Below are 26,469 nucleotides of genomic sequence, written 5' to 3' on the forward strand. Positions count from 1 at the left end.
ATGAAACTATTGGGAAAGTTGAAAAATGTGATCAAAGTTACCTCGAGCAATGTCATCCTGAGCGCAGTCGAAGGAGCTATCGAGAGGTCTTTTTATTTGATTATGGTTTTCCTTTTCGTCGCATGCAATGGAGAAAATACTCCCGATTGCTTCCAGAATGCCGGGGATTTGACAAGAAGAACCGTTGAGGTTTCCAATTTCACCACTATCACGGTGTTCGAGAATATCAATTTGGTTTTAAAACAGGGGAACGAACAGCAGGTGGAAATTGAGACCGGAGAGTTTTTACAAAACGAGGTTACCGCAGAAGTTGATGACAATCGACTCATCCTAAGAAATGAAAATGGATGTAATTTTATTCGGGACTATGGTTTGACCACCGTCTATGTTACATCACCCAACATTACCGAAATTCGAAGCAGCACGGGATTGTTGATTTCCAGTGACGGCATTTTAACTTATCCGAACCTCCGATTGATTTCTGAGAGTTTTACGAATCCTGAAACCGAAACTACCGATGGATCTTTTGATCTGGCACTGGAAAGCGAGAATGTCAATATCGTTGTTAATGGAATTGCTTTTTTCAAACTGATAGGTACTACTACGAATTTTAATGTTGTTGTGGCGGCAGGTGATTCCAGGATAGAAGCTGAAGGCTTGGTTGCTCAAAATGTAAGAGTTGACCATCGTGGTTCGAACGATGTTATAGTAAACCCTCAACAAAGAATTTCTGGAGTAATTCGTGGAACTGGGGACGTAATCGGTATCAACCGCCCACCAGAAGTTGAGGTAGAGGAACTTTTCAATGGACAGCTGATATTTAGGAATTGACACCCAACTCGCAAATTTTGGATTTGTAAAAGGAATTCTCAGTACATTCGAAAGGAGTAAACCTGGGAATTTGAAATCAATAGTAACTTATTTGAAGAATCTTTTTGCGCCTTCAAAAGTCAAATCTTTGGAAGGTTTGGAGGGATTGGAAAAAGCCAATGCGATGCTCTATAACATGGCAATCGAAGCAAAAGTTCCTGGAATGGCGGTTACCATTTCAAAAGGGGGAGAAATTATCCTTGATAAAGGTTATGGCTACGCCAATATTGAAAAAAGGGTCACGGTCAATCCACAAAGCACACTATTTCGGATTGCGAGCATTTCAAAATGCATCACAGGAATTGCATTGGCGAAGATGGTAGAGGAAGGGATGGTGGATTTAGATACTTCGTTCTATGAATATGTACCCTACTACCCTAAAAAAGAATATGATTTTACATTGAGGCAATTGGCCGGTCATACTGCTGGTATACGTACTTATCGCGGAAAAGAATTTGCTTTAAATCGTTCTTTTTCAATAAAGGATGGTATAGAGGTTTTTAAAAATGATCCATTGATCTTTGAACCAGGGAAAGGTTATCTGTACAACAGTTTTGACTTTGTGTTGCTTTCTTTGGCGATGCAAGAAGTTGTCGGAATCCCGTTTGAAGAATATATTAAGGAAAAGATTTTGGAACCTTTGGCAATGCGTAATACCATTCCACCTGGTTTGAATAATGAAAAGACAAACAAAACTGATAATCTGGCCAAATTTTACACGAAGACGGCATCAGGTTTTAAAAAGGCGGTACAAGTAAACAACCATTATAAAATGGCAGGAGGTGGATACCTGTCGACAAGTGAGGATGTGACCAAATTGGGTAATGAAATATTAAATCCGAAGGTAGTGGACCCCAGGATCCTTGAGGAGATGCTGACTGCTCAAAACGTCAATGGAAATTCGACCTATTACGGTTTGGGTTTTCAGGTGAGTCAAGATGCGATGGGCAAAAGCTTTGTGGGTCATGTGGGCAATAGCGTTGGGGCCTATTCCAATTTCTTTGTTTATCCAGATGAACAATTAGTGATTTCCGTTTTGATCAATTGCACGGATCCTAATGTGCAAGATGAACTTAATTCCATAAATATTTTATTTAATTAGGAATCCTTACTATATTTGCGAAGCAATTTTGCAAAAAACCATAAAATAGAAGAAATGAGTAAATCAGTTTTTTATCATGCAGGTTGTCCTGTATGTGTAAGTGCAGAACAAGATTTGGTTAACCTTATCGGTTCGGAGAATGTATCAATAGTCCATGTTGGGGAGAACAAGGAAAAAGTGGACGAAGCGGAAAGTAGAGGCGTTAAATCGGTGCCCGCTTTGGTGACACCCAACGGCAATGTACTTCATATCAACTATGGTGCGTCTATAGAGGATTTGAGGAATTAAATTTTTTTTGATTTAAAAAGTTAGGAATCCTAATAAAATGAATAAACTATGAAAACTAAAAAATTATTAATGCTGACTTTGGTATTGGGCAGTGGTTTGTTGACTTCTTGTGCCCAGAAAAGTCCATACAACAATGATGATTTTCAGATTCGGACCGTTCAAGTAACGAACAAAGCAGATCTTGGAATCTTGGTTTGGGAGATTACGGTCAACGGTCAGGCAGGTACCACAGTTCCTATTCCGGCCGGACAATTGGATGGAGCTCCCGTTTTGGGTTATGTTTTCCCTACCAGCTTACAACCCACGGATGTTGGATTTGGGGCAGTTGAAGGAATTGTAGCACTGGCCCTGACCTCCCATCCCGATTTTGATGATACTCCACTGTGGGATGAAAACGGTGATTCAGTTTTTGATAACGATGGGATTATATGGCACCCCCATTGGGTTGTACTTACTGAGGACAAGCGGGTAGCTGGTGGACTTTCGGTAAAACAATTCAAAAAGGCGGACAAAACCGTTGTGTTACCGCCTACCAATCCTGGTATGCCCATGTATATGGACTCTCCTGGATATCCTGTGACAACCAAAAGCAATAGCATAAAGGTGGTTGTACCCAATTATCGGATCAACAACAAAACCGATTTCAAGTATGACGGGGTTGCCGCATTTATGAAAGTGAACACAAGCAAGGAGGATTTGCCGATGCTTGGTGTATATGAAGTATTTAGTGTTGCCAGCGGCGACCTATCCTTACCTTATAGTGTTCAATAATGGAAGTTTCAGTTTGGGATACGTATGTGCCTCGGGAAGATGGTAAAGTAATGCATTTTGACATCTTGGTGCCATCAACAGTGTCGGACACGGATGTTATTTTTGGTTATGGAAAGGAATATTTAAGCTCCAAACCTTTTCAAACAGGACTGTTATCCGCTAATGAATGTCGATTTTGTCATATGCAATCGGCTCCTGCGAATGTGGTGCAGAGCATCGAAGCGGAAGGTTACCATATCATTGAAATGGAAAATTGTTCCTAATTTAATTAGGATAACTAACTTTGCCTGTCGAAGCTATCGGCAGGCATTGTTCATTATGGATAGAAGAAGCATTTTTGACCCAGAGCATCAGCAAATTGACCTTTCTAGCAAGATAATTGCTGGTTTGGAGCGCATTTCGCAAGCTTTCAAGGCACTTTTATGGGAAAAGGCGAAGCAATTGGGATTGAGCCCTATCCAGATTCAAATCTTGATTTTTGTTGCTTACCATAAAAGTGAGTTCAACAATGTGAGTTTTTTGGCACAGGAATTTAATGTGACCAAACCTACCATTAGCGATGCCATACGTGTTTTGGTCAAAAAGGAATTGGTGATCAAGGACCATTCATCAGCAGACAATCGAAGCTATTCCATTCTCCTTTCCGGTAAGGGGAAAAAGATTGTTGCTGAAACGGAGCACTTTGCAAATCCCCTGGCAGAGCAGTTGGAGTTGGTTGATACTGTGGAAAAAGAAAATCTGTTCAAGACCCTTAGCAAACTGATTTATCAACTGAATCAAATAGGGGTATTGACGGTACAACGGACCTGTTTTGCCTGCAAGTTCTATCAAAAAACAGCCGATGATCATTACTGTAACTTACTGGAAAAGCAATTAAAACATTCCGATATACGATTGGACTGTGTGGAATTTGAAGAAAAACCATGATTCCGGAAGAGCTTTTGATAAAGTATGGGGCTACACAGCTGTTTCTGGAAAAAAAGGAGGTACTTTTTACCATTGATACACATCCCCGCTATTATTATCAGGTAAGTTCAGGCAAAATCAAAATGAACAACTTCAATGAAGATGGCAAGGAGTTTATACAAGGCATATTTCCACTAGGTTCAAGTTTTGGAGAACCTCCTTTGTTTGTCGAATTGAAGTATCCCGCCCAAGCGGAAGCGGTGGAAGAAAGCAGTATCTGGAGATTGGAAAAGGAAAGTTTCTTCAACTTGCTTCGAGAGAATCCAGATATACATTTGGAATTGACCAAAGTATTGGCCGGACGACTCCATTATAAGGCCACAATGGTCGCTGAGATTTCAACAGAAAGTCCAGAGCATCGATTGTTGAAGCTGATAGACTATTTCAAAACGCATATCCACAAAATCCCTGACGAAGAACCGTATTTGGTGGAATTGTCTCGTCAGCAGATGGCCGATCTTACAGGTTTACGTGTCGAAACCGTGATCAGGGCCATTAAATCCTTGGAAAAAAAGAATATGGTCCAGCTCAAATCACACAAGATTGTTCGATAGAGATGGTCAACGTGTTTTATGATTTCAGTCATAAATAATAGCGTTTGAACCCCATTAGCTTTGTTCCATAATATGACAAATGACAGGTATTATGGAACTCTATCACAAAGGACTATTCGAATTTGAGAAAAATATGAGTGGTTATGCCGCTATTTTTATCATTGCCCAGAGCTGTTTGGGATCAGTAGCTGCCCTCTATATATTGGTCAACGGAGTAGCTCCGTTGCAAATGTTCCAATTGTTTTTGATTACGATCGCTTGTATGGGATTTAATGCGTCTGTTTTATCCCAGCAAAAGCCAAAAGTGGTTTTCAACCTGTTTATTATCAGTGTTCTTCTCAGCACTTTGGTATTAATCTTAAATTTGCTCTAATATGTCCAGAAAGCAGATAGAAACAAGGGAAGATGTAAATTTTTTGGTGACCAAGTTTTATGAAAAGGTCAGAAAGGATGTAGATATAGGTCATTTTTTTAATGACATCATTGAAGATTGGCCGGAGCATATTGAAAAATTGACCAACTTTTGGGAAACCAATCTGTTTTTTGTCCAAAAATACAAGGGCAATCCATTAATGGTCCACGCAGAAGTGGATGAAAAGAAGGACCAAACCATAACCAATGAACACTTTGGAATTTGGTTACGTTATTGGATCGAAACTATTGACACCAACTTCATTGGAGAAAATGCGGAAAAGGCAAAACAACGGGCCCGAAACATAAGTGTGCGTATGTTTATTACCATTTTTGAGCACCGAAAACGTCTATCGGCTAAATAAGGCCATATGGTTTAAACATATTCTTTTGCAAAACCCTCGCAAAGTGCCAAGGTCTCCTTTACATCATCCAATGTGGTTCTTGGGTTGATCAGGCACATTCGTAAAACTACTTGGCCATGCAGCAAGGTCGTGACCAAAAGTGCTTTTCTAGACGAAACCACTTTTTCTGAGATGTACTGGTTGATTTCATCCAGTTGTTTCTCGTTGTATTTCTTACCAAGCGGATGGTACCTAAAATTGATGACCGCCAAAGTAGCGGGAAAAACCACTTCCCATTGGTCGCTCTTGCGTAAAATGGTTTCCGTGGCTTCGGCCAAATCGATATTATAGGTAATGGCATTTCTAAATTCCTTCAGTCCAAAGGTCTTTATCGACATATAAAATTTAAGGGCCCTAAACCTTCTGGTCAATTGAATCCCATGATCATAAAAATTGATTTCGGAAGTATTCCCTTCAATATCCCTGAGATATTCAGGTTTTTCGGTAAAGGTATGACTCAGATGTTTATGGTTTCGAACCAAAAGACACCCCATTTCATAGGGCTGGAAAAACCATTTGTGGGGGTCTACGGTCAATGAGTCGGCTTTTTCAATCCCCTTCATCAATTGTTTTCCCTTTGGAGACAGAATGGCTGCTGCACCGTAAGCGCCGTCAATGTGGAACCATATGTCCTCTTTTTTACAAATTTTGGCCAATTCCGAAAGTTGATCAACCGTACCGGTGTTTGTAGTCCCCGAAGTGGCGATCAAGCAAAATGGATGAAGCCCTTCCAAACGGTCTTTGGCAATACAGTTTTTAAGCTTGTTGATGGCAAATTTGAACTCAATATCTGTAGGAATAATTCGAATCTGTTCCTTTTTGAACCCCAAAACCCGAATTGCCTTGATATTGGAAGAATGCGCTTGGTCAGAAAGATAGATCACAGCTTTGGAAAAGTCGTCCCCACATTTAATGCGCCGAGCTGTGGTCAAGGCGGTCAGATTGGCCATGGACCCTCCACTGGTGAAAATTCCACCTCCTTTTTTTTGTGGGAATCCAAATATTTTGAGCAACCATTGAATGGTAATGATTTCGAGCTCAGCAGCCGCCGGGGATGCAACCCATCCACCCGAGAAAATGTTGAATCCGGTCGCTAGGGCATCCGCCATTACACTCACATAATTGCTCGGTCCCGGAACGAAGGAATACGATCTTGGATGGGACATATTGGTGCTGTTGGTCATGACTTTTTCAAGTACAAAATCGAGCACCTTATCGGCAGCTGTTCCCTCTTCTGGAGCTTCCTCAAGAAAAAGGGAATCCATTTCTTCCCTTGATCCCATGGCAACGGGCAACTTATTCTTTTGGGTGTCAAAATGTTCAACAATGGCATCCACCACCTGATAACCATAGGTTTTCATGGCTTTGGAAGACAGCTCTAACTTGGAATTGTTCCTTTTCATAAATCGGGTTTACCTTCAAGTTGCAAAAGTACCAATTTGAATATCGGGATAACATGATATTTGATGTAAAATAGAATTGTTTCTACGACTCAAATCCTTAATTTTAGTCATCAACTTTTAGTGATGTACAAACCCTTTTTGGTTCTGGTCTTGGTTTTCCTTGGATTTCAGCTTACTGCGCAGCAAGCGGTTTCCGGATTTGTCAATTTTGAGGATGCCGACTCTTGGAAACCTAAAATTTATCTAAGTCAGGTTGGACTGTCCGATGTGGAAGACAATTCCAAAACGAAACCAATCGCCATTACGGATATTCAGAAAAACGGCTTCTTCAAATTTGATAAGAAACATTTTTCAACCAACGACAAGATATATCAGTTGCACGTTGAGAGGATACGGAATATTGTAAATGATACAGTGGCCAAGAAGGTGACCTTCATGTTATCTGCAAAAGATAAAATTGAATTTAAAAAAGGGAAGAGGATTTTTGGTGCTTATTCCACAACCAACCAAGCTGATAAGGAATGGCAAAAACTGAAGGATTTTGAAACAAAATTGATCCATCAATACCTCACCCAAGAAGAAACAGTAAAACCGCGAAAGGGTTTTGTAAAAGATTCTCTTCAAATATTGCTGGTAAAATTGGTCGGGATCAAAGAATTGGAAAGAAAACAATTGTTGGATAGGGATATCTCAGAAAATGAGACATACTATCTAAATCTGCTTTCCGAATTGCAATCAAGCGATTTGAATCCTTCAACCTATGCGTTTTTGGAGCGAAGATTGGCATATTTAACGAATGCGGATCTGGAACGAAAATTGGCGCAAAGTAAATGGTTGAACTTCGGATTGTTTTTTCTGACCCTAGGATTAAGTATTATCATCTTTACTACCAGAAGAAGGCGTCATGCAATTTTGGTTTCTGAACTGAGCAAACAAGAACAGACCATCCGAAGTCTAATCCTCCAGGGAAAAAGCAATAAGGAAATCGCCAATGAGCTATTTATCAGTTTGAGCACGGTAAAAACGCATATTACAAACATTTACAGCAAGTTAAATGTCGCCAACAGAAAGGAGCTGTTGCAAAAAAGTACGGGTACTAGTACCTAAATCATACCCCAAAGATGCTTTCCTAAGCAATTTTCCGAATTTATTTTGTCTCAAAACACAATACTTTGAGACGGATAAGCCTATTGTTCTTTGTAATTATTTCCAATGCCTACGGCCAAGATGTCTTCAAACTTGAAGGACAGGTTTTTGATGACACTGGGCTTGTGGTTTCAATTGGTGATGTACTCCTTTTGAAAAACGGGACGAACACTTTGGAAAAATATGCAACGCTTTTGGAAGGTAATTTTATTTTGGAAGATGTTCCCCCAGGAGATTATATACTTCGGATTTCGGCATTGGGTTTTGAACCTTACCAAGAAGCCTTTTCGCTAACTTGGAATAAAGATTTCAATATTGTTTTAAAAGAAGGGGCGACTGAACTTAGAGAGGTTGAGGTCGTGGCAACCAAAAGCCCTTTAGAATATAAAGCAGGCAACCTGAAAGTAGATGTCCAAAATCCCTACTTTTCGTCCATACCCGACCCGGTGGATTTGCTATCCCGACTCCCAAATGTGCAAGTATCACCGGACAGGGAATCCATATCCATTTTAGGAAAGGGTAATCCTCTAATTTACTTGGGCAATCAACGTATTTCCATGGAAGAGTTCGCTGCGCTACCTGTTGATGGTATTGCAACAATAGAGTTGATCAACAATCCATCCGCCAAATATGAGGCAGAAGGTCGTGCGGTGCTATTGATTATGTTGAAAAGGGGACAAAATAATGGTTTACGCGGAAGTGTTACCGAAACGGCATCGGCAAAGCGGAATTTCAACAATTATTTGGGATTCAACTCAAGCTATGCCAAAGAAAGATGGACAGTTCGCGGGAATTTGGGATACAATCAGCTGCAGCAATGGGAGAGCAATAGTTTTTTGTTTGAAATCCCGGAAAGGGAAGTCTTGGTCGATTACCTTGTTTTGATTCCCCGAAATGATAGGGTCCAAATAAACGGCGGACTGGGCCTATATTTTCAGTGGAATGATTCGGATTATATCTCCTTTAACTCCACAATACGTTCACAAACCGATGATGCTCCTTTTTTTACGGATACATTTTTGGTGGATGGAAATAATGAGCAGTTTGTCGAGACGCAAACACAAAACGATAATAGCAAGAATTACTACAGTTCCACATTCAATTTCAATAAAAAACTGAACAAAACCTGGAATCTTTTTACTGGGGTACAATACTCTGGATTCAAACAAACTTTGGATACGGAAATTACAAACAGCATTGATGGTTCAGCATTTGTTTTAGATCAGACAAGGGAACAGGAATACAGCATCAATTCATTGGCGTTTCGACTTGACGTGGAAAGGAAGTTTTCTGAACAACTAAAGTGGGAATTAGGAGTCAACATCAGTCAAGCCAAAGCAGATGCCTTCACCGAGATCCAACAATTTTCAGAGAACGAGGAAACCCTTATCGATTTTGGATATGAGGAGAAACTATATGCTGCTTATAGTTCGGTCGCGGGGAAACTGGGTAAGAAGATCGATTTTGAAACTGGTTTGCGCGTTGAACACAATACCGTTGATGGAGCCATAGCATCAGACGATTCACCGATTGTTTCCAGAACAAACACCAATCTGTTTCCCAAAACCAATATTACTGTTGCATTGGATAGCACAAAGAGCCTAAGTATCAACTATGGCAAGAGCATTCAACGACCCGATTTTTCACGGGCCAGCTCCATTACAGCTTTTATCAATCCATTTTTGGAAGGTTCCGGGAACGTTAATCTACGGCCTACCTTAACCGATGAATTCTCAGTGAATTATCAAAAAGGAAATAAGTCGTTGTTCATAACCTATTACCAAAGTTCCAATCCGACCAACTTCACAATTTCATACGATCCTCAGGCCGATACAGCCTTACTTTCACTTGTAAATCTTGAAAAGGAAAATGGATTCTATGCGGGTGTGACCTTACCGTATTCCAAGGGAATATGGACTTCAAATAACACGGTTTCCCTCAATTACAACCAACTAAAGGATAGTGGTGCCTCTTTTTCCAGTGCAAAACCCTATATCTATGCCTACACCAATCACCAACTGAAAATTGCTAAGGATACTACCCTGGTTTTGGGGGCAACCATGTTGGGCAGGAGACAGGTAGGTATTTTTAAAAGAAACGGACTTGCAATTTTTGAAGCTTCCCTATCCAAGACCCTTTTCAAAAATTGGGACTGTACCTTTCGCTTCAACGACATCACCCGTGCCATGAATTTTGAAGAAAAGTATGCCTTGAACGGGGTCATTGCGGATGGAGTTTATTTTGCCGATGGCAGGGAAATGGCACTTTCCCTCAAATACCGATTTGGAAGCACTAGTAAAGCCAATTTTAAAAACCGGGACGTTGATTCAAATTTGGACCGTATAAATTGAGTGTGTCCAAACCTATTAAGAGGTCAACTCGGTAAACAAACTTTCCAGGTTTTTGTTTTTTCGACTAAGTTGAAGCGTCTTTAGCTGGTTGTCATGCGCAAAATCAAAAACGGCGGGTCGCATATCCTCAGAAGTGCTAAAAATTATCTCGTAAACAAAGCCACCCGTATTTTTGACATGTGAGACATGGGGAAGATTCTTCAACAGTACTTCTTCTATACGATAGTCAAATTCCACCTCAATGATCTGTTCGGTTGCCGCGCGAAGTTCCTCCAGTTTTTTATCGGCCACCAACTCTCCTTTGTTGATGATAATTACCCTATCGCAGACCGCCTCAACTTCTTTCATAATGTGTGTCGAAAGCAAAATGGTCTTCTGCTTACCTATGGCACGGATCAGTTTGCGGATTTCTATCAATTGGTTTGGGTCCAATCCCGTGGTAGGCTCATCAAGAATCAATACCTTTGGATCATGCAGCAGTGCCGCCGCTAGACCTACACGTTGTTTATAACCTTTGGATAGCTGGCCAATTTTCTTGTGCGCTTCAGGAGAAAGCCCAGTCTGCTCGATAACTTCTTCGATCCGTGCTTTGGGAGCATTATAGACATCGGCATTAAAGGCCAAATATTCCTTTACATACATTTCGTGGTATAAAGGATTATGTTCAGGGAGGTACCCAACACTGTTTTGCACATTTTTTTCTTCGTTGAGCACATCATGTCCGTTGACTTCAGCTTCACCTTGGTCCGCTTTATAGTAGGTTGTCAAGATTCGCATCATGGTGGATTTTCCTGCTCCATTGGGCCCTAAAAAACCCACGATTTCTCCCTTTTCTATGGAAAAAGAGACGTCGTTCAGCGCCTTTTGTTTTCCAAAGGTTTTTGTGATACGATTGACTTTAATGGACATTTCGATGAATTTGAATCAAAAATACTCTTTTAGATGTTCCGCAGGAATAAGAAATGGAATTTCGCAATAGATCTAGGTATTTCTGAAGCTTTCCAAATCGCTAAATATTCAAAATCCGTAAAAAATCAGGATTTCTACGAAGCAAAATGTAACAAATTGAACAATTTCGCTAAAAATCGAAAAAATTTTGGGTTTGTCTTTTGTTTTTCAATTGAATACCTATCTTAGCCCAAGATTTTGACAAAATGACAAAGACGTATTTCTGGAACGGTTTTTATTTCTACTTCTTTTTTAAGGGAGGCACGGGACTGTTCTAGATATACACTAAGTATAAAAAAGATGTAAAGTCCCGATGTAAATCGGGATTTTTTTTTGCCATGGATTTAAAAATAGCCATTCAAGGAATTAAGGGATCTAACCATCATCAGGTTGCAAACGATTTTTTCGGAAACGACATTGATTTGGTGGAATGCCTCTCGTTTGATGCCATGATCAACCATTTGTGTAATGGTACCGCGGATAAGGGTATTATGGCCATTGAAAACTCGATCGCGGGCTCCATTATTCCCAATTACAACCTGGTTTACCATAACAACATCCATATTATCGGGGAGCATTACTTAAGTATCCACCATAATTTGATGGTTTTACCGGGAACTAACATTGAAGACATCGAGGAAGTACATTCCCATCCCATGGCGCTGTTACAATGTAAGGAGTTTTTTAAGCAATATCCTGAAATTAAGTTAGTTGAGAGCGTTGATACTGCTGAAACAGCCAAACGTATAAAAGAAGGTCAATTAACCAATATTGCTGCCGTTGCTCCAAAAGTCGCGGCAGAATTATACAATTTGGATATTATTGCTTCTGAAATCCAGACGATAAAGAACAATGCCACAAGATTTATTGTCCTTAAAAGGCAAAATAAGGTTTTGCCCAAGGAAGAGATTAACAAGGCATCGTTAAGATTTATAACCGACCACAAAAGAGGTAGTTTGGCTACCGTACTCAACGTTATGAGTGATTGTAATTTGAATCTTACCAAAATTCAATCCCTACCAGTGATTGAGACACCTTGGAAGTACGCCTTTTTTGTTGACGTCACATTTGAAACCTATGACTACTTTGCCAAGGCAAAGTCTCTGTTGGAAATTATGTCGGAAGATTTTAGGGTGTTGGGAGAATATAAAAACGCATTATTGCCATGATAACAGCTGAACGGCTAAATACAGTTCAGGAATACTACTTCTCTAGAAAGTTAAGAGAGGTTAGGGGTATGATAAATGAGGGTAAACCCATTATCAACATGGGGATTGGAAGCCCTGATTTAGCTCCCTCACCAAAGGTTTTGGAAACGTTGAAAGCTGCCATTACAGATAATGGCGCGCATCAGTACCAAAGTTATCAAGGACTGCCGGAACTTCGCGGGGCAATAGCCGATTTCTATCAGATGAAATTTGGTGTGGATGTGGATCCTTCCACTGAAATACTGCCGTTAATGGGTTCCAAGGAGGGGATTATGCATATTAGTATGGCCTTTTTAAATGAAGGTGATGAGGTGCTCTTGCCCAATCCGGGATATCCCACCTATGCATCAGTGACCAAATTGGTGGGAGCTGTTCCGAAAACATATGATTTAAAGGCAGAAAATGGATGGTTTCCCGATTTGGAGGCGCTTACTGAGCAAGATTTGTCCAAAACCAAGGTAATGTGGGTGAGTTATCCACATATGCCCACCGGAGCGACCGCCAGTATTGAGCAACTTAAAGCATTGGTGGACTTTGCCAACACAAATGAGATTTTGCTGGTGAACGATAACCCGTACAGCTTTGTGCTTTCCGACAACCCTATTAGCATTTTGTCCATTGAAGGTGCCAAAAACTGTACCCTTGAGCTGAACAGCTTAAGTAAAACGTTTAACATGGCTGGGTGGAGAGTAGGCATGGTTTTGGGAAGCAGCGAACACATCAATGCCGTGCTCAAAGTTAAGAGCAATATGGATTCTGGAATGTTCTATGGAATCCAAAAAGGAGCTATCGCAGCATTACAAAGTGGGGCAGAATGGTTTGAAGAACTTGATAAGGTCTACACTAGGAGGAGAGCATTGATGTTCCAACTGGTCGAAAAACTGGGTTGTGAGTATTCAAAAGATGCAGTGGGCATGTTTGTATGGTGCAAGCTACCGGAAGGATCTGCTTCGTCCGAGGAGTTCATTGATGGTGTGCTGTTGGACAAGAACATTTTCATCGCCCCTGGAACCATTTTCGGGAGTAATGGAGAAGGGTATATTCGATTTTCACTTTGTGTGAAAGAAGAAAAAATTAAAGAAGCCATTGATAGATTTTGATATGAATATTGCTGTCATAGGAGTTGGATTGATAGGAGGTTCGTTTGCGAAGGACATTAAGTCATTGCATCCCGATTCCAATATTGTTGGAATAGATGCCAGTGGGGAAAACTTGGATGAGGCCTTGACCCTTGGATTTATTGATCAAAAGGGGACATATGATGACCTATCGGATTCCGAAATGGTTTTTGTTACCATTCCGGTTGATGCACTTGTGGTAGAATTACCCAAAATCTTGGATGCTGTCGGTGATGATACAGTTGTAATGGACGCCGGGTCAACAAAAAAACTCATCTGCGATGCGGTAACGGACCATCCAAAGCGAAGAAATTTTATGGCTTGTCACCCGATTGCGGGAACCGAATTCTCAGGTCCTTCCGCTGCTATTTGCGGTCTGTATGAAGGCAAGACCAACATTATTTGTGAGGTGGAAAAAACAGCTTTTAAGCTTCAGGAAAGGGCATTGGAAACCTTTCAAAAGCTAAAAATGCGTATCCGTTATATGAATCCGGAAGCGCATGATAAACATATAGCCTATGTATCCCATTTATCACATATCAGCTCATTTATGTTGGGAAAGACTGTTATTGAAAAAGAAAAAAATGAGCGTGATATTTTTGACATGGCGGGCAGTGGATTTGAGAGTACAGTGAGGTTGGCAAAAAGCTCCCCGGACATGTGGACTCCGATTTTTGAACAGAATAAGGAGAACGTAATCGAGACTCTGGAAGAATACATTCAAAACCTGGAAACCTTCAAGCAATTGATTGTCGACAACGATTTTGAGAACGTTCACAATGAAATGAGTAATACAAATAGAATCAAACAAATATTAAAAGGAATACCACTTACAAAAAAGTAAAAAAGAAGATGGAGAACAACAAGGAAATGAGAAAATGGCTGGACGATATGGAATTACCACATCCTTTGGTAATAGCCGGTCCATGTAGTGCTGAAACGGAAGATCAGGTGCTTAAGATTGCACATGATCTAAAAGATACGGATGTAAACTACTATCGCGCAGGAATCTGGAAACCTCGTACGCGTCCAGGTAACTTTGAAGGAGTAGGGGCCATCGGATTAAAGTGGTTGCAAAAGGTCAAAGAAGAAACTGGATTAAAGACGGCGACGGAGGTAGCCAACAGAGCCCATGTAGATCTGGCATTGGAACATGATGTGGATCTACTTTGGATTGGAGCCCGTTCTACGGTAAGTCCATTCATTGTGCAAGAAATAGCCGATGCTTTGGAGGGAACTGACAAGATTGTTTTGATCAAGAATCCGGTAAACCCCGATCTTTCATTATGGTTGGGTGCCGTTGAGAGATTGCATACAGCGAACATTAAGAAATTGGGGGTCATCCATAGAGGTTTTTCAACCTATGAAAAAACCAAATACCGAAACATTCCCGAATGGCAAATGGCCATTGAATTGCAGTCTAAATTTCCAGATTTACCCATCATAAATGATCCAAGCCACATTACCGGGAAAAGGGACATGATCTTTGATGTATCACAAACAGCATTGGACCTGAATTTTGATGGTCTAATGATAGAGACACATCATGACCCGGATAATGCGTGGAGTGACGCTGCTCAGCAGGTAACACCAAAAACCCTTGTTCAGATTATGAGAGATTTGCGCATACGTAAGGAAACCGATGAGGAAGCTGAATACAATAGTAAATTGAGCAACCTCAGGGCCCAAATTGATGTTATAGATAACCAATTGATCGATACCATGGGCAAGAGAATGAAAATTTCAGATGAGATAGGAAAGCTTAAAAAGAACAGAAATGTGGCCGTGCTTCAGTCCAACAGATGGAACGCCATTTTGGGCAATATGATATTGGAAGGGGAACAAAGAGGGCTTAGCGAGGAATTTGTTTTGCGTATGTTCAAGGCAATTCACCAGGAATCCATCAACCACCAAGAAAAGGTCATCAACAAATAGTTCTTGATTTTTAGTGGTATTCAACCATTTAGGACAGGATAATTTTCTGCTCTAAATGGTTTTTTTTATTTTAAACTGTAACAGTCCGCCAATTGGCCTATCTCTATATTGATAAAATAACACTACTATGAAAAAACTTTTTACACTAGGTCTTTTGTGCTTTACCACTGCTATTTTTTCTCAACGAATAATAGATACAGAAGTTGGGGAATTCAGTAAAATCAAGGTTTTCGATTTGATAGAAGTGAACCTGATACAATCGGATGAAGATCGGATTGTAATCAAGGGAAGAAATGTTGATGACATTATTTGGATGAACAAGGATGGGGTATTGAAGCTTCGTATGAAGTTGGATAGGAAATTCTTGGGAGAAGATACCTTGATAGAAGTCTTTTATACCAATTTGGATGTAATAGATGGCAATGAAGGGGCTAAAATTACCTGTAATGAACTGGTAAAGAAAAATAAGATAGAACTGCGTGCTCAAGAAGGGGCCGTTATTCGTATTGGGATGGATGTGGAGTACGCTGATGTAAGGGCCGTTACCGGAGGTATCATTCGAGCGACCGGATTAGCTAAAAATCAAAGTATTGTAATCAACACAGGTGGAATTTTCGACGGTAAAGATTTGCGCACTGCGACCACTGATATTAAAATATCGGCTGGAGGCGAGGCTGATGTATTTGCTTCCGAGGTGGTGGATATAAATGTAAAGGCAGGAGGAGATGTGCATGTCTATGGAAAGCCCAAAAAAGTATACAAGAATACTTTCATTGGGGGAAGGGTGTATATGGTGGATTAAGAAGAAGTTGATTAATGAAAAGCCCCTTCATTTGAAGGGGCTTTTATTTTTATTGATGATTATTTTCTGAAGATATATCGGGTAATAAAAATCCCTTGGCCATCACCTTCCCCACCGTCACTTTCCACAGCACTACTCACAAAAGCTAGTTCCCAACCGTTGGCTACCATATCGTTGATCATTGATGATAACATGGCATCGTTGGCAGCTATGTTCTGAAAACGGATACCACCAATATTGAAAAAGTTCAACAATTTGGTCTCTTCAAAATTCTTTACCCTGATCTTTCCCCGTTTCGATTTGTTCCGGGTATTGTCGTCCTCAGTTTGCACACTGGTATATTCACGATAATCCTTGTCTTCCAATGCGTTGATGATTCGCGATCTGCCTAGTCCATTTGGGACAATGGATTCTACACTCGTGATTACCTTATACTCTTGCGCACTTAGACCAAAACCCATGGTCAGCGTCAAACTTGCAACTAATAAAAATTTCTTCATGATTATTTTCTTTAAAGTATCAGAAAGACAAGAAGAAAAATTAAAAGGTTGCATTTGGGAATAAAAAAAGCCCTTTAATTTTTTAAAGGGCTTCTTAAAAATAAAACGTTAGTATTTTATTTTTTGAAGATATATCTAGTGATAAAAATACCTTTTCCATCGCCTTTTCCGCCTTCACTTTCGACTGCACTTGTTACAAAGGCCAGTTCCCAGCCATTGGCAACCATATCATTGATCATGGAAGTAAGTAACGCGTCATTGGCAGCTATGTTTTGGAAACGAATACCTCCTAGGTTATAGAAGTTCAATAATTTGGTTTCTTCAAAGTTCTTTACACGGATCTCCCCACGTTTTGACTTGTTTCTTGTGTTATCCTCATCGGTCTGCACACTGGTGTACTCTCTATAATCCTTGTCTTCCAAAGCGTTTACAATTCTGGAACGTCCAAGGCCATTTGGTACAATGGACTCAACACTGGTGATAACCTTAAATTGTTGAGCATTCATTTCAATTGTTGCAGTCAGGGCGATTACTGCGATAAAAAACATTTTTTTCATAATGATTGAGATTTTTTGTGGTTGTGACTATACTAAACAATATACGTGCCAATCACAGGATTATTGTTTCTTTGCAATAAAAATTTTAACAAATAATGCAAGGAACTGTTTATAAATCTACTGGAAGCTGGTACACCGTGAAGGCGGAAGACGGTAGTTTTTATGAATGTCGAATAAAGGGAAAGTTCCGCATAAAAGGTATCAAAAGTACCAACCCCATTGCAGTTGGGGATGAAGTTGTTTTTGATTTGGAGAAAGTGGGCGACGAAACCGTAGCAGTAATTTCAGCGATAAAGGATAGAAAGAACTATATCGTCCGAAAATCTGTGAAACTGTCGAAGCAAACCCATATCATAGCTTCCAATCTGGACCAAGTGTTTTTATTGGTCACGTTGAACAATCCACCGACTTTTACCAGTTTTATAGATCGTTTTTTGGTTACAGCTGAAGCCTACGATATTCCAGTGGTGCTGCTCTTCAATAAAATGGATGTGTATGATGGGGATCAAATGGTAGAAGTTGATTATTTGGTACAGTTGTATCGAGAAATAGGTTACAACTGTCTCGAAATTGCCGCAAAAGAAGGAAACAACGTTGAACAGGTAAGGGAATTGATGCTTGGAAAAACCAGCATGTTTGCTGGCCATTCAGGCGTTGGAAAATCCACTTTGGTCAATGCGTTGGAGCCGGGATTGAAGCTTAAGACGGCAGAAATATCCCAACAACATCTTCAAGGCCAGCATACCACGACTTTTGCTGAGATGTATGACCTTTCGTTTGATGCACGTATTGTTGATACCCCTGGAATAAAAGGATTTGGTATTGTGGACATGGACGAGGATGAGATCGGTGATTACTTTCCAGAGTTTTTTAAACTAAAGCCGGAATGCAAATTCAATAATTGTTTGCATTTGGATGAGCCCAAATGTGCGATAAAAGAGGCTTTGGAGAACAACGAGGTTTCTTGGAGCCGATATCGTAGCTATGTGCAGATGCTTACTGGGGAAGAGGATAATTACAGAATTGATATTTATAAAGAGCGTTAGATGAGAGCGGTAATTCAGCGTGTTTCAAAGGCAAGTGTCACCGTAGAAGGAAAGATAACCTCTAAAATAGGTGCTGGATTATTGGTTTTATTGGGGATTGAGGATGCCGATAACAAAGAAGATATAACCTGGCTATCAAAAAAGATTGTCAACTTAAGAATCTTCAATGATGACCAAGACGTTATGAATCTTTCCGTGTTGGATATGGAAGGGGATATTATTGTGGTAAGCCAATTTACCTTGCATGCCCAGACCAAAAAAGGAAATCGGCCGTCTTACATTAAAGCATCAAAGCCCGAAGTGGCAATTCCCTTGTATGAGGACCTTGTCCATCAAATTGAACAAGATTTAGGAAGAAAAGTGGGGACAGGAATCTTTGGGACTGATATGAAAGTTGACCTGCTCAATGATGGCCCTGTGACCATTTTCATGGACACTAAGAACAGGGAATAACAGGTTTTAATCGAAATAATTTTCATTTTTTGTGGGAAAATTGGCATTTTAGCATTATATAAACCAACCTACCAATCTAAATGCGAATTCTTACCTTTTTATTCTTCGGATTAATTTCCTGCTTTTCATTTTCCCAAAAATTCAAATTCTCTGAAATATCCCCTGAGCTCCTTAAAAATGCCAATGTTGTCGCCAGGGTGGATGCAATGGACATTCAAATTGAGGCGGTGAATAAAATGACCTATTCGGTAAACGAGGTTTTTACTGTGCTTAACAAACAAGGCGATAACCGGGTCAGAACTAGGGCGTTTTATGATAAAGAGAAAAAAATCAAAAAGATAGAGGCATTTGTCTATGATGCTGAAGGAAACGAAATTGAACACATCAAGCGCAAGGATTTTAGGGACATCGCAGCGGTTGATGGCTTCTCCTTGTATTTGGATGATAGATTGCTGTACTATCAATATGTCCCTGTAGAATACCCATATACCGTAGAGTTTAAATATGACATTGAGACTTCGGACACGGGGATTTTACCACAATGGTACTTTACTCCAGGCTATGGAACGTCTGTAGAAAAAAGTCGTTATGCCGTATCGTATGCACAGGAGGACCTGAAACCGGTTGTGATTGAGAACAATCTTTCGGGAATCACCTTTCAAAAGGAAGAGGGTAGTGGACAGATCGTATATACGTCAAATAATATTCCGGCCTTAAAAGGGGAAAGTCTCAGTCCTCCATTTGATACTTTTTGCGCAAAATTATCGGTGCGTCTTCCCAAGTTTCATTATAAGGGCTATGATGCAAACGTGGATAACTGGAAGGAAATGGGGCTATGGATTGATAAAAATCTGTTGTCGGGTAGGACCCAATTGGAAGAAGGAACAATTCAAAAGGCAAAAATGTTGGTCCAAGGGGTTGATGATAATCTCGAAAAGGCAAAAATTATATACCAATATGTACAAGATAATACGCGGTACATAAGTGTTCAGATTGGGATAGGAGGGTTTCAACCCATCAGTGCCATTGAAGTGGATGAGGTAAAATATGGAGATTGTAAGGGGCTTTCCAACTATACCAAAGCCCTTTTAGAAGCAGTCGGAGTAGAGTCTTATTATGTTGTGGTTCAAGCTGGGGACACCAAAGTGGACTTCGACGAAGATTTTGCGGATCTACTACAAGGAAACCATGCAATTTTGACCATTCCATACAAGGGTCAGTACTATTGGATAGATTGTACGTCCCAAGTGCATCCATTCGGTTTTATTGGAGATTTTACTGACGATAGAAAGGTCTTGGTGGTAAAGCCCGAAGGAGGTGAAATTGTCAAGACTACGGCCTATGTCAATGATGAAAATCTGCAAAGAATGGAATCGAGCTACCAGATTGCTGAGGACGGTTCCATAAAAGGGGAGGTGAATATCACAACCAAAGGGGTACGATATGATAATCGATTCAACGTCCCGAAAAGATCCAAGGAGAAGATTATAATGCATTACAGGGACTTTTGGTCCAATATAAATGGTTTGGACATAAAGGAATATGGATTTAAAAACGATAGGGACCATGTGGTTTTTTCGGAAAAAGTGCAGATTGAAGCTAAGGAATATGCTTCCAAAAGTGGAAAAGACCTGATTATCCCGGTGAATGCATTCAACAATAACAGCTATGTGCCTAACCGATACCGAAGCAGAAAATTACCGTTTAGGATACAAAGAGGTTTTTTGGATGAGGATATATCCACCATACAATTGCCGGAAGGGTATACCATAGGAGAGCTTCCACCTAAAGTTCTCAAAGAGACAAAATTTGGCACTTATGAAATGGAAATTGTAAAGCAAGGGGAGCATGCACTTTTATACAAAAGAAGGCTTCTTGTTTTAAAGGGCGATTATCCAAAAGAAGAATACAATACCTATAGAACCTTTAGAAGGTTTGTCGCAAAGAACGACAACCTAAAACTTATCATATCAAACCATACCAATGAATAAAAAACTAATATATATCCTATTGTTCACCATAGGATTTCAGTTAAATGCACAGAATTACAAATTTGGAAAGGTTTCCAAAGAAGAATTATCGGAAAAATTATATGCGAAGGACTCTTCGGCTCCCGCTGCATATCTATACATAAAGAGAAACTCTTTTTATAGGTATTCTAAAGGTGAAGGTCTTCTGCTCATTACAGAGATCCACAAAAGGATAAAAATCTATAGCACGGAAGGTTTTCACTTTGCTACTGAAACCATCGATTTATATGACGGTGGAGGTTCAGGCGAAAAAGCTATCTCGATAAAAGGATACACTTATTCTTTGGAGGGAGATGATGTAGTTGAATCAAAACTAGGGAAAGATGGCATTTTTGAAACTAAAAAAACCAAGTACAGGACTCAGGTCAAATTTACCATGCCCAATGTTAAATCGGGCTCTGTCGTGGAGTTTAGTTATAAGATCAGATCACCTTATGTTCAAAGTATTGATGAATTTGTCTTTCAAGATGCCATTCCTATTAAAAAGATAGAGGCTAGCATGCGAATCTTGGAATATTTCAAATTTAGACAGCGCCAAAAAGGGTTCCTTCCCCTAGTACCTAAAGTTGAATCAAAAAGAGACACTAACCTAAATTTGGAGGTAACGACCACAAGTTTCGATTTGGAACATATACCGGCAATGAAAAAGGAAAATTTTGTTTCCAATATTAGGAACTACCGTTCAGGGGTAAAATTTGAAATCGTCTCTTTGGAAATTCCAGGAAGTACCTACAGGACATATTCCAAAACATGGGACAATGTGGTAAAGACCATCTATAAAAGCGAATCTTTTGGTGGAGAGCTGAACAAAAGCAGTTATTTCAGAGCAGACCTGGACGCGGCTTTACAGGGAATCAATGGGGAAGAGGCAAGAATTAAAAAAGTATTGGAGTTTGTAAAACAAAAAGTAAAATGGAACACCTATCGTGGTTATGCTGTCTATGAAGGCACAAGAAAAGCCTATAAAGATGGAACTGGCAATAGCGCCGACATAAACTTGATGTTGGTTTCAATGCTCAAGCATGCAGGAGTAAAGGCACATCCGGTTTTGATAAGTACAAGGGATCATGGGGTTCCGTTGTTTCCAACACTTCAAGGATACAACTATGTTATCGCTGCTGCCAAAATAGGTACAGAATACCACCTTTTGGACGCAACAAATGCATACAGCACTATGGATGTGCTTCCAACCCGAAGCCTGAATTGGCTTGGCCGAATGGTTTCAGAAAATGGCAACTCGGAAATAATGGATCTTATGCCCAGAAAAAAATCGGTGGATATGGTGATGATGAATGTTGATTTAAATGAAGATGGCTCTATAGACGCGAAGATGAGACAGCAATACACGGAAAACAATGCTTACCTATTTAGGAATTCCTACAACCAGGGTACAGAAGAGTCTTTTTTGGAAGAAATGGAACAGGAACAAGGAGATATTGAAATATCTGACTACCATTTGAAAAATAATGTTGATTTGGAGAAACCGATTGTTCAAGATTATACTCTTTTCAAAGAAGATGCCGTAGAGACCATCTCTGGAAAACTGTATTTTTCACCGATGTTCCATCTCTGCACCATGGAAAACCCATTTAAAGCGGAAAAAAGGGAATACCCAGTTGACTACGGATTTCCATGGGAAGACAAGTATATGATCAATATTAAGATTCCTGAAGGTTATAAGGTAGAATCTGTGCCGGAATCCATGGCAATATCACTGCCGGAGAATGTAGGCTCCTTCAAATACTTGGTGTCGGCAACGGACAAAACCATAAGCCTAAGAGCTTCTTTAAGTTCAAATACGGCTGTTGTTCCAGCTCAATTTTATGATTTCTTAAAAGAGTTTTACCGCCAAATCGTAGAAAAAGAAACAGAAAAGGTGGTTCTTTCGAAAATATAAAGATGAAAAGGACAATAGCGATATTCGTTTTTGGCATATGCCAAATCCTTTTTTCACAAGAAGAACATGAGTTTGGGAAGCTTACAACAACTGAAAAAAGCTTCACCCAATATGAAAGAGATACTACGGCCAATGCCATCTATCTTTATGAGAAAGGAGCTAATTTTTTTGAAGTTAGATATAACAAAATAAGGCTCATAACCAAGTATCATGCAAAGATCAAAATTTTAAGAAAAGAAGGTTTTGAACATGCTACCGTAGAAATACCTTATTATCGTAATGCCAGTACTGGCGAAAAAAGTTTGAAAATATGGGCTTTCACCCATAACAATGAAGAGAAAATACCTGTAGATGAGGACCAGATTTTTGATGAAGAAATAAGTGCTCGCGGATCAATTAGAAAATTCACTTTCCCAAAAGTGGAAGTTGGCTCTATACTAGAATATAGCTACGAAATCGAATCGCCATTTTTTTTCAACCTGACTGGCTGGAAATTTCAATCGAATATTCCCAAGATATATACAGAATACTATGCCGAAATTCCTGGTAATTGGGTGTATAACAGATCTCTTATTGGTAATTTAAAGTTGGACATAAATGAATCCAATGTCAAAAAGGGTTGTTTTCGTGTTCCAATAGCTAGGCGTCCATCAGATTGTGAAACTTTGAGGTATGCTATGAAAGATGTTCCTGCGTTCAAAGAATCAGAAGATTATATGTTATCGGGAAATAACTATCGTTCCAAACTGGAATTTGAACTGTCAGAATATATCGATTTTACGGGTAGTAAAACAAAGTATACCAAATCTTGGGAAGATGTCGACAAAGAGTTTAAAGATGACAAAGATGTTGGACATCAGCTAAGAAAAAAGAATTTCTTTGAAAGAAAAGTACCCAACGAACTATTGAAGGGTTCCGACCCTTTAGAAAAAGCGAAGAACATTTATAAATTCGTCCAAAACCACTTTACATGGAATGGAGGATATGGACTATGGCATCATAATAACGTGAAAAAAGCCTTTGATGAACAAAGGGGCAATGTTGCTGAAATTAATATGGTCCTGATAAATTTGCTGAACGCTGCAGGCATAGAGACCAATATGATGTTGTCTAGTACAAGAAAGAATGGATTGCCAAAGCTTGGTCACCCTGTAATGGGCGATTTCAATTATATCATGGCAATTGCCAGGATTAACGACCAAGATTATTTGTTGGACGCAACAGATAAAATGCAGCCTTTTGGAATGATACCATTCAGATGTCTCAATCATTATGGCCGTGTAATGGACTTCGAAAGGAAAAGCTATTGGTATAATATTGCACCTGAACAAGGAAATAGAAGGTCAATACGGGCGACAATGTCATTTGATAAAGCAGAAGGGATTGCTTTCGGAAAATTTGACCTTTTTAGTGAGGGATATGAAAGCGTAAGACAACGCAAGAAAATAGACAAAAAGGATAGGGAGGAATATTTGCGTGAAATTGAAGGAGGTTTTGGAGATGATCTTTATATAAAATCCTATAGTGTAGAAAAAGAGCTTTCCGGTGAAACGAAAATGATGGAGCAATTCGAATTTGAAATGGAAAATATTCTAAGGGACAACGCCATTTATATGAATCCTTTTTTGACGAAATTCTTCAAAAAAAACCCTTTTGTTTCTGATGAAAGAAGTTATCCGATTGATTTTGGCTATCCCAGAAGTTATGAATATCGACTTTCTATGGCAATACCGGACGGTTATAAGATTAAGAATTTGCCTGAAAAAACAAATCTAAAACTGCCACAAGATTCGGGATATTTAAGATTTGAGAGTAATGAGAGTTTTGGTAAGGTAAATGTTTTTTTTAAGCTCGGTATAAATGCTGTCCAATTCAAAAGTGAAGCCTATCATATCATAAAAGCTTTTTTTACGGAAGCTGTTGATATCCAAAATAAATCTTTCATTGTTCTTGAGAAAGCATAATTTTGGACATTAGTCTTAATCAACACATATTTTGACATGAACATCCAAAACGCCCAAAAAGCAGTTGACGAATGGATTAAAAACCATGGGGTGCGCTATTTTAATGAGCTTACCAATATGGCGCAGCTTACTGAAGAAGTGGGAGAGGTGGCACGAATTATTGCAAGACGGTACGGGGAACAGAGCGAAAAAGAGTCGGATAAGACCAAAGATTTGGGCGAAGAATTGGCCGATGTGCTTTTTGTGGTATTATGCCTGGCCAACCAGACCGGAGTAGAATTGCAGGAGGCCTTTGACAAAAAGTTGGAGATAAAAACAAAACGAGATCACGATCGTCACCAGAATAACGAAAAACTCAAATAAAAAGCATTACATCACAGCTTGATAATTCGGTTTTTTCTAGCTTTGGGGTTTCAACCAAATTAGACATATTTGAAACTCCAACTTTCCTTTTCTGATAGCAAAAAAATAGAAAAAACAATAAAGATCACAGGCTCCAAAAGCGAGACCAACAGATCTTTGTTGTTGCAGGCACTTTTTCCCAATATCACCATAGAAAACATGTCCAATTCCGATGATGGGCAGGTGATGCAGGCTGGGTTGCAAAAAACAACTGGAGAAGTGGATATCCACCACGCTGGTACGGCAATGCGCTTTCTAACTGGTTATTTTGCTTCGCAAGAGGGAAAAGAGGTCATCCTTACTGGATCAAAGCGCATGAAGGAGCGCCCTATAAAAGTATTGGTTGAAGCACTTCGTGATCTAGGAGCGGAAATTGGGTACGAAGAAACTGAAGGATGTCCTCCATTAAAAATAAAAGGAAAGAAACTGACCAAAAGCAGGGTTTCCCTTCCGGCCAATATTAGTAGTCAGTATATTTCCTCTTTGCTGCTTATCGCGCCAAGCTTGCAAAATGGCTTGGAGTTGGAGCTTTTGGGGAAAATCACCTCCGTTCCTTACATAAAGATGACTTTGGGCCTTTTGGAGCAAATAGGTGTAGCAACCCACTTTGAGGGAAATCTTATAAAAGTAGCGGCAACTCCAAGCGTGAAGGATACCACTTTGGTGGTTGAGTCAGATTGGAGTTCGGCAAGTTATTTCTACAGCATCGTTGCCATGGGTGATGTTGGCACCAAAATTCAGTTGTCCTCCTATAAAGAAAACTCCTTGCAAGGTGATAGTGTTTTGTCAGAAATCTATAAAGAGTTCGGTGTGGAGACCGAATTTTTAAATAATACGATTACACTTTCAAAAACACGTGAATGTGAACTGGAAAAGGTCAATTATGACCTATCCAATGCCCCTGATATCGCCCAAACCATTTCGGTCACTTGTCTGGGACTCGGAATGGGATGTTACCTTACCGGTCTGCACACCTTGCCCATTAAAGAAACAGATCGCTTGGGTGCCATGAAGACCGAATTGGAAAAATTGGGAGCTTCGGTGGAGATTGATGCCGAAAGTTTAACACTCCATTCTTGTCAAAATATTACTTCAGATCTGGCGATTGATACGTACAATGATCATCGCATGGCGATGGCCTTTGGACCTTTGGGATTGCGTACTTCGTTGAAAATCAATGACGCAGAAGTGGTTTCCAAATCATATCCCGATTTCTGGAACGACCTAAAAACATTAGGTTTTTCCATCAACGAGCTGTAATTCACATTTAATCATCAAATTACTTGACATCCCCTATGTCGAGATTGTATATTTGCGCTCTTTCAAAAACACGCTAAAAAAGC

Annotated in this window: 27 protein-coding genes; 23 read left to right on the forward strand and 4 right to left on the reverse strand. The window is 39.8% G+C overall.

Translation table 11 applies throughout. The features are described from left to right. The 9 genes from ACULLH_RS06055 to ACULLH_RS06095 all read left to right on the forward strand — a co-directional run bounded on the left by ACULLH_RS06055 (window position 1) and on the right by ACULLH_RS06095 (window position 5,327). The gene (locus ACULLH_RS06055) at window positions 1-831 is read left to right on the forward strand and encodes a head GIN domain-containing protein (protein WP_454087825.1); all 831 of its coding nucleotides are present in this window, start codon (window positions 1-3) and stop codon (window positions 829-831) included. Window positions 832-901: 70 nt separating this feature from the next. After that, window positions 902-1,972, forward strand: a complete 1,071-nt coding sequence (locus ACULLH_RS06060; RefSeq protein ID WP_454087826.1) for a serine hydrolase domain-containing protein — start codon at window positions 902-904, stop codon at window positions 1,970-1,972. 54 nt (window positions 1,973-2,026) lie between these two features. Then, window positions 2,027-2,260, forward strand: a complete 234-nt coding sequence (locus tag ACULLH_RS06065) for a thioredoxin family protein (protein ID WP_454087827.1) — start codon at window positions 2,027-2,029, stop codon at window positions 2,258-2,260. Window positions 2,261-2,308: 48 nt separating this feature from the next. Next, complete coding sequence (locus ACULLH_RS06070; protein WP_454087828.1) at window positions 2,309-3,031, forward strand: hypothetical protein; 723 nt, start codon at window positions 2,309-2,311, stop codon at window positions 3,029-3,031. Further along, the gene (locus tag ACULLH_RS06075; protein WP_454087829.1) at window positions 3,031-3,294 is read left to right on the forward strand and encodes a DUF2024 family protein; all 264 of its coding nucleotides are present in this window, start codon (window positions 3,031-3,033) and stop codon (window positions 3,292-3,294) included. The genes ACULLH_RS06070 and ACULLH_RS06075 overlap by 1 nt, the downstream gene beginning before the upstream one ends. Window positions 3,295-3,349: 55 nt before the next feature. After that, the gene (locus tag ACULLH_RS06080) at window positions 3,350-3,958 is read left to right on the forward strand and encodes a MarR family winged helix-turn-helix transcriptional regulator (RefSeq protein WP_454087830.1); all 609 of its coding nucleotides are present in this window, start codon (window positions 3,350-3,352) and stop codon (window positions 3,956-3,958) included. Continuing rightward, window positions 3,955-4,551 carry a Crp/Fnr family transcriptional regulator gene (locus tag ACULLH_RS06085; RefSeq protein ID WP_454087831.1) on the forward strand — a complete coding sequence of 199 codons (597 nt, stop codon included), beginning with the start codon at window positions 3,955-3,957 and terminating at the stop codon, window positions 4,549-4,551. Before ACULLH_RS06080 ends, ACULLH_RS06085 begins: the two co-directional genes overlap by 4 nt. Window positions 4,552-4,642: 91 nt before the next feature. Next, window positions 4,643-4,924, forward strand: a complete 282-nt coding sequence (locus ACULLH_RS06090) for a hypothetical protein (RefSeq protein ID WP_454087832.1) — start codon at window positions 4,643-4,645, stop codon at window positions 4,922-4,924. Window position 4,925: 1 nt separating this feature from the next. Next, window positions 4,926-5,327 (forward strand): group III truncated hemoglobin, encoded by a 402-nt coding sequence (locus ACULLH_RS06095; protein WP_454087833.1) that lies wholly within the window; start codon window positions 4,926-4,928, stop codon window positions 5,325-5,327. Between the two features lie 11 nt (window positions 5,328-5,338). Here the strand turns inward: ACULLH_RS06095 and ACULLH_RS06100 are convergent, their stop codons facing one another. Beyond that, window positions 5,339-6,769, reverse strand: a complete 1,431-nt coding sequence (locus tag ACULLH_RS06100; RefSeq protein WP_454087834.1) for a pyridoxal phosphate-dependent decarboxylase family protein — start codon at window positions 6,767-6,769, stop codon at window positions 5,339-5,341. Window positions 6,770-6,892: 123 nt separating this feature from the next. Between ACULLH_RS06100 and ACULLH_RS06105 the strand changes: the two genes are divergently transcribed. Together ACULLH_RS06105 and ACULLH_RS06110 are read left to right on the forward strand one after the other, a co-directional pair. Then, on the forward strand, window positions 6,893-7,876 hold the full coding sequence (locus ACULLH_RS06105; RefSeq protein WP_454087835.1) for a response regulator transcription factor: 984 nt from the start codon (window positions 6,893-6,895) through the stop codon (window positions 7,874-7,876). Window positions 7,877-7,941: 65 nt separating this feature from the next. Beyond that, window positions 7,942-10,266: a TonB-dependent receptor domain-containing protein gene (locus ACULLH_RS06110; RefSeq protein WP_454087836.1), complete on the forward strand. Its 2,325-nt coding sequence runs from the start codon at window positions 7,942-7,944 to the stop codon at window positions 10,264-10,266. Between the two features lie 15 nt (window positions 10,267-10,281). Here ACULLH_RS06110 and gldA read toward each other — a convergent pair whose 3' ends face one another. Next, window positions 10,282-11,175 (reverse strand): gliding motility-associated ABC transporter ATP-binding subunit GldA, encoded by an 894-nt coding sequence (gene gldA, locus ACULLH_RS06115; protein WP_454087837.1) that lies wholly within the window; start codon window positions 11,173-11,175, stop codon window positions 10,282-10,284. A 377-nt stretch (window positions 11,176-11,552) separates the two neighbouring features. On the opposite strand from gldA, the gene ACULLH_RS06120 reads away from it, so the two are divergent. The 5 genes from ACULLH_RS06120 to ACULLH_RS06140 all read left to right on the forward strand — a co-directional run bounded on the left by ACULLH_RS06120 (window position 11,553) and on the right by ACULLH_RS06140 (window position 16,277). Further along, the gene (locus ACULLH_RS06120) at window positions 11,553-12,383 is read left to right on the forward strand and encodes a prephenate dehydratase (protein WP_454087838.1); all 831 of its coding nucleotides are present in this window, start codon (window positions 11,553-11,555) and stop codon (window positions 12,381-12,383) included. Beyond that, window positions 12,380-13,522, forward strand: coding sequence for a pyridoxal phosphate-dependent aminotransferase (locus tag ACULLH_RS06125; RefSeq protein WP_454087839.1), 1,143 nt, complete (start codon window positions 12,380-12,382; stop codon window positions 13,520-13,522). The genes ACULLH_RS06120 and ACULLH_RS06125 overlap by 4 nt, the downstream gene beginning before the upstream one ends. A 1-nt stretch (window position 13,523) precedes the next feature. Continuing rightward, a complete protein-coding gene (locus ACULLH_RS06130) occupies window positions 13,524-14,384 on the forward strand; it encodes a prephenate dehydrogenase (RefSeq protein WP_454087840.1) in 861 nt (286 codons plus the stop codon). Between the two features lie 8 nt (window positions 14,385-14,392). Beyond that, window positions 14,393-15,475 (forward strand): chorismate mutase, encoded by a 1,083-nt coding sequence (locus ACULLH_RS06135; protein ID WP_454087841.1) that lies wholly within the window; start codon window positions 14,393-14,395, stop codon window positions 15,473-15,475. Window positions 15,476-15,602: 127 nt separating this feature from the next. Then, complete coding sequence (locus ACULLH_RS06140) at window positions 15,603-16,277, forward strand: head GIN domain-containing protein (protein WP_454087842.1); 675 nt, start codon at window positions 15,603-15,605, stop codon at window positions 16,275-16,277. A gap of 59 nt (window positions 16,278-16,336) precedes the next feature. Here the strand turns inward: ACULLH_RS06140 and ACULLH_RS06145 are convergent, their stop codons facing one another. Both ACULLH_RS06145 and ACULLH_RS06150 read right to left on the reverse strand, forming a co-directional pair. Continuing rightward, window positions 16,337-16,777, reverse strand: coding sequence for a hypothetical protein (locus ACULLH_RS06145; protein ID WP_454087843.1), 441 nt, complete (start codon window positions 16,775-16,777; stop codon window positions 16,337-16,339). A 116-nt stretch (window positions 16,778-16,893) separates the two neighbouring features. Further along, a complete protein-coding gene (locus ACULLH_RS06150; protein ID WP_454087844.1) occupies window positions 16,894-17,334 on the reverse strand; it encodes a hypothetical protein in 441 nt (146 codons plus the stop codon). A 95-nt stretch (window positions 17,335-17,429) separates the two neighbouring features. Here ACULLH_RS06150 and rsgA point away from each other — a divergent pair, with 95 nt between their 5' ends. The 7 genes from rsgA (at window position 17,430) to ACULLH_RS06185 (ending at window position 26,386) form a co-directional block, all read left to right on the forward strand. Further along, window positions 17,430-18,380 carry a ribosome small subunit-dependent GTPase A gene (gene rsgA, locus ACULLH_RS06155; RefSeq protein WP_454087845.1) on the forward strand — a complete coding sequence of 317 codons (951 nt, stop codon included), beginning with the start codon at window positions 17,430-17,432 and terminating at the stop codon, window positions 18,378-18,380. Beyond that, window positions 18,381-18,833, forward strand: a complete 453-nt coding sequence (gene dtd / locus ACULLH_RS06160) for a D-aminoacyl-tRNA deacylase (RefSeq protein WP_454087846.1) — start codon at window positions 18,381-18,383, stop codon at window positions 18,831-18,833. It abuts the gene before it with no gap. Window positions 18,834-18,913: 80 nt separating this feature from the next. After that, window positions 18,914-20,824, forward strand: a complete 1,911-nt coding sequence (locus ACULLH_RS06165; protein WP_454087847.1) for a DUF3857 domain-containing protein — start codon at window positions 18,914-18,916, stop codon at window positions 20,822-20,824. Then, the gene (locus ACULLH_RS06170; RefSeq protein WP_454087848.1) at window positions 20,817-22,760 is read left to right on the forward strand and encodes a transglutaminase; all 1,944 of its coding nucleotides are present in this window, start codon (window positions 20,817-20,819) and stop codon (window positions 22,758-22,760) included. The genes ACULLH_RS06165 and ACULLH_RS06170 overlap by 8 nt, the downstream gene beginning before the upstream one ends. A 2-nt stretch (window positions 22,761-22,762) precedes the next feature. Continuing rightward, entirely contained in the window at window positions 22,763-24,724 is a 1,962-nt protein-coding gene (locus ACULLH_RS06175; RefSeq protein ID WP_454087849.1) for a DUF3857 domain-containing protein, read from the forward strand. Between the two features lie 36 nt (window positions 24,725-24,760). Then, window positions 24,761-25,087 carry a nucleotide pyrophosphohydrolase gene (locus ACULLH_RS06180; protein WP_454087850.1) on the forward strand — a complete coding sequence of 109 codons (327 nt, stop codon included), beginning with the start codon at window positions 24,761-24,763 and terminating at the stop codon, window positions 25,085-25,087. Window positions 25,088-25,156: 69 nt separating this feature from the next. Further along, the gene (locus tag ACULLH_RS06185) at window positions 25,157-26,386 is read left to right on the forward strand and encodes a 3-phosphoshikimate 1-carboxyvinyltransferase (protein ID WP_454087851.1); all 1,230 of its coding nucleotides are present in this window, start codon (window positions 25,157-25,159) and stop codon (window positions 26,384-26,386) included. Window positions 26,387-26,469 lie beyond the last annotated feature (83 nt).

The organism is Flagellimonas sp. 2504JD4-2 (assembly GCF_053642935.1).

Coding starts and splice junctions, on each gene's coding strand:
- ACULLH_RS06055 (WP_454087825.1), top strand. CDS start 1: ATGAAACTATTGGGAAAGTTGAAAAATGTGATCAAAGTTACCTCGAGC.
- ACULLH_RS06065 (WP_454087827.1), top strand. CDS start 2,027: ATGAGTAAATCAGTTTTTTATCATGCAGGTTGTCCTGTATGTGTAAGT.
- ACULLH_RS06070 (WP_454087828.1), top strand. CDS start 2,309: ATGAAAACTAAAAAATTATTAATGCTGACTTTGGTATTGGGCAGTGGT.
- ACULLH_RS06075 (WP_454087829.1), top strand. CDS start 3,031: ATGGAAGTTTCAGTTTGGGATACGTATGTGCCTCGGGAAGATGGTAAA.
- ACULLH_RS06080 (WP_454087830.1), top strand. CDS start 3,350: ATGGATAGAAGAAGCATTTTTGACCCAGAGCATCAGCAAATTGACCTT.
- ACULLH_RS06085 (WP_454087831.1), top strand. CDS start 3,955: ATGATTCCGGAAGAGCTTTTGATAAAGTATGGGGCTACACAGCTGTTT.
- ACULLH_RS06090 (WP_454087832.1), top strand. CDS start 4,643: ATGGAACTCTATCACAAAGGACTATTCGAATTTGAGAAAAATATGAGT.
- ACULLH_RS06095 (WP_454087833.1), top strand. CDS start 4,926: ATGTCCAGAAAGCAGATAGAAACAAGGGAAGATGTAAATTTTTTGGTG.
- ACULLH_RS06100 (WP_454087834.1), bottom strand. CDS start 6,769: ATGAAAAGGAACAATTCCAAGTTAGAGCTGTCTTCCAAAGCCATGAAA.
- ACULLH_RS06105 (WP_454087835.1), top strand. CDS start 6,893: ATGTACAAACCCTTTTTGGTTCTGGTCTTGGTTTTCCTTGGATTTCAG.
- gldA (WP_454087837.1), bottom strand. CDS start 11,175: ATGTCCATTAAAGTCAATCGTATCACAAAAACCTTTGGAAAACAAAAG.
- ACULLH_RS06120 (WP_454087838.1), top strand. CDS start 11,553: ATGGATTTAAAAATAGCCATTCAAGGAATTAAGGGATCTAACCATCAT.
- ACULLH_RS06125 (WP_454087839.1), top strand. CDS start 12,380: ATGATAACAGCTGAACGGCTAAATACAGTTCAGGAATACTACTTCTCT.
- ACULLH_RS06130 (WP_454087840.1), top strand. CDS start 13,524: ATGAATATTGCTGTCATAGGAGTTGGATTGATAGGAGGTTCGTTTGCG.
- ACULLH_RS06135 (WP_454087841.1), top strand. CDS start 14,393: ATGGAGAACAACAAGGAAATGAGAAAATGGCTGGACGATATGGAATTA.
- ACULLH_RS06140 (WP_454087842.1), top strand. CDS start 15,603: ATGAAAAAACTTTTTACACTAGGTCTTTTGTGCTTTACCACTGCTATT.
- ACULLH_RS06145 (WP_454087843.1), bottom strand. CDS start 16,777: ATGAAGAAATTTTTATTAGTTGCAAGTTTGACGCTGACCATGGGTTTT.
- ACULLH_RS06150 (WP_454087844.1), bottom strand. CDS start 17,334: ATGAAAAAAATGTTTTTTATCGCAGTAATCGCCCTGACTGCAACAATT.
- rsgA (WP_454087845.1), top strand. CDS start 17,430: ATGCAAGGAACTGTTTATAAATCTACTGGAAGCTGGTACACCGTGAAG.
- dtd (WP_454087846.1), top strand. CDS start 18,381: ATGAGAGCGGTAATTCAGCGTGTTTCAAAGGCAAGTGTCACCGTAGAA.
- ACULLH_RS06165 (WP_454087847.1), top strand. CDS start 18,914: ATGCGAATTCTTACCTTTTTATTCTTCGGATTAATTTCCTGCTTTTCA.
- ACULLH_RS06170 (WP_454087848.1), top strand. CDS start 20,817: ATGAATAAAAAACTAATATATATCCTATTGTTCACCATAGGATTTCAG.
- ACULLH_RS06175 (WP_454087849.1), top strand. CDS start 22,763: ATGAAAAGGACAATAGCGATATTCGTTTTTGGCATATGCCAAATCCTT.
- ACULLH_RS06180 (WP_454087850.1), top strand. CDS start 24,761: ATGAACATCCAAAACGCCCAAAAAGCAGTTGACGAATGGATTAAAAAC.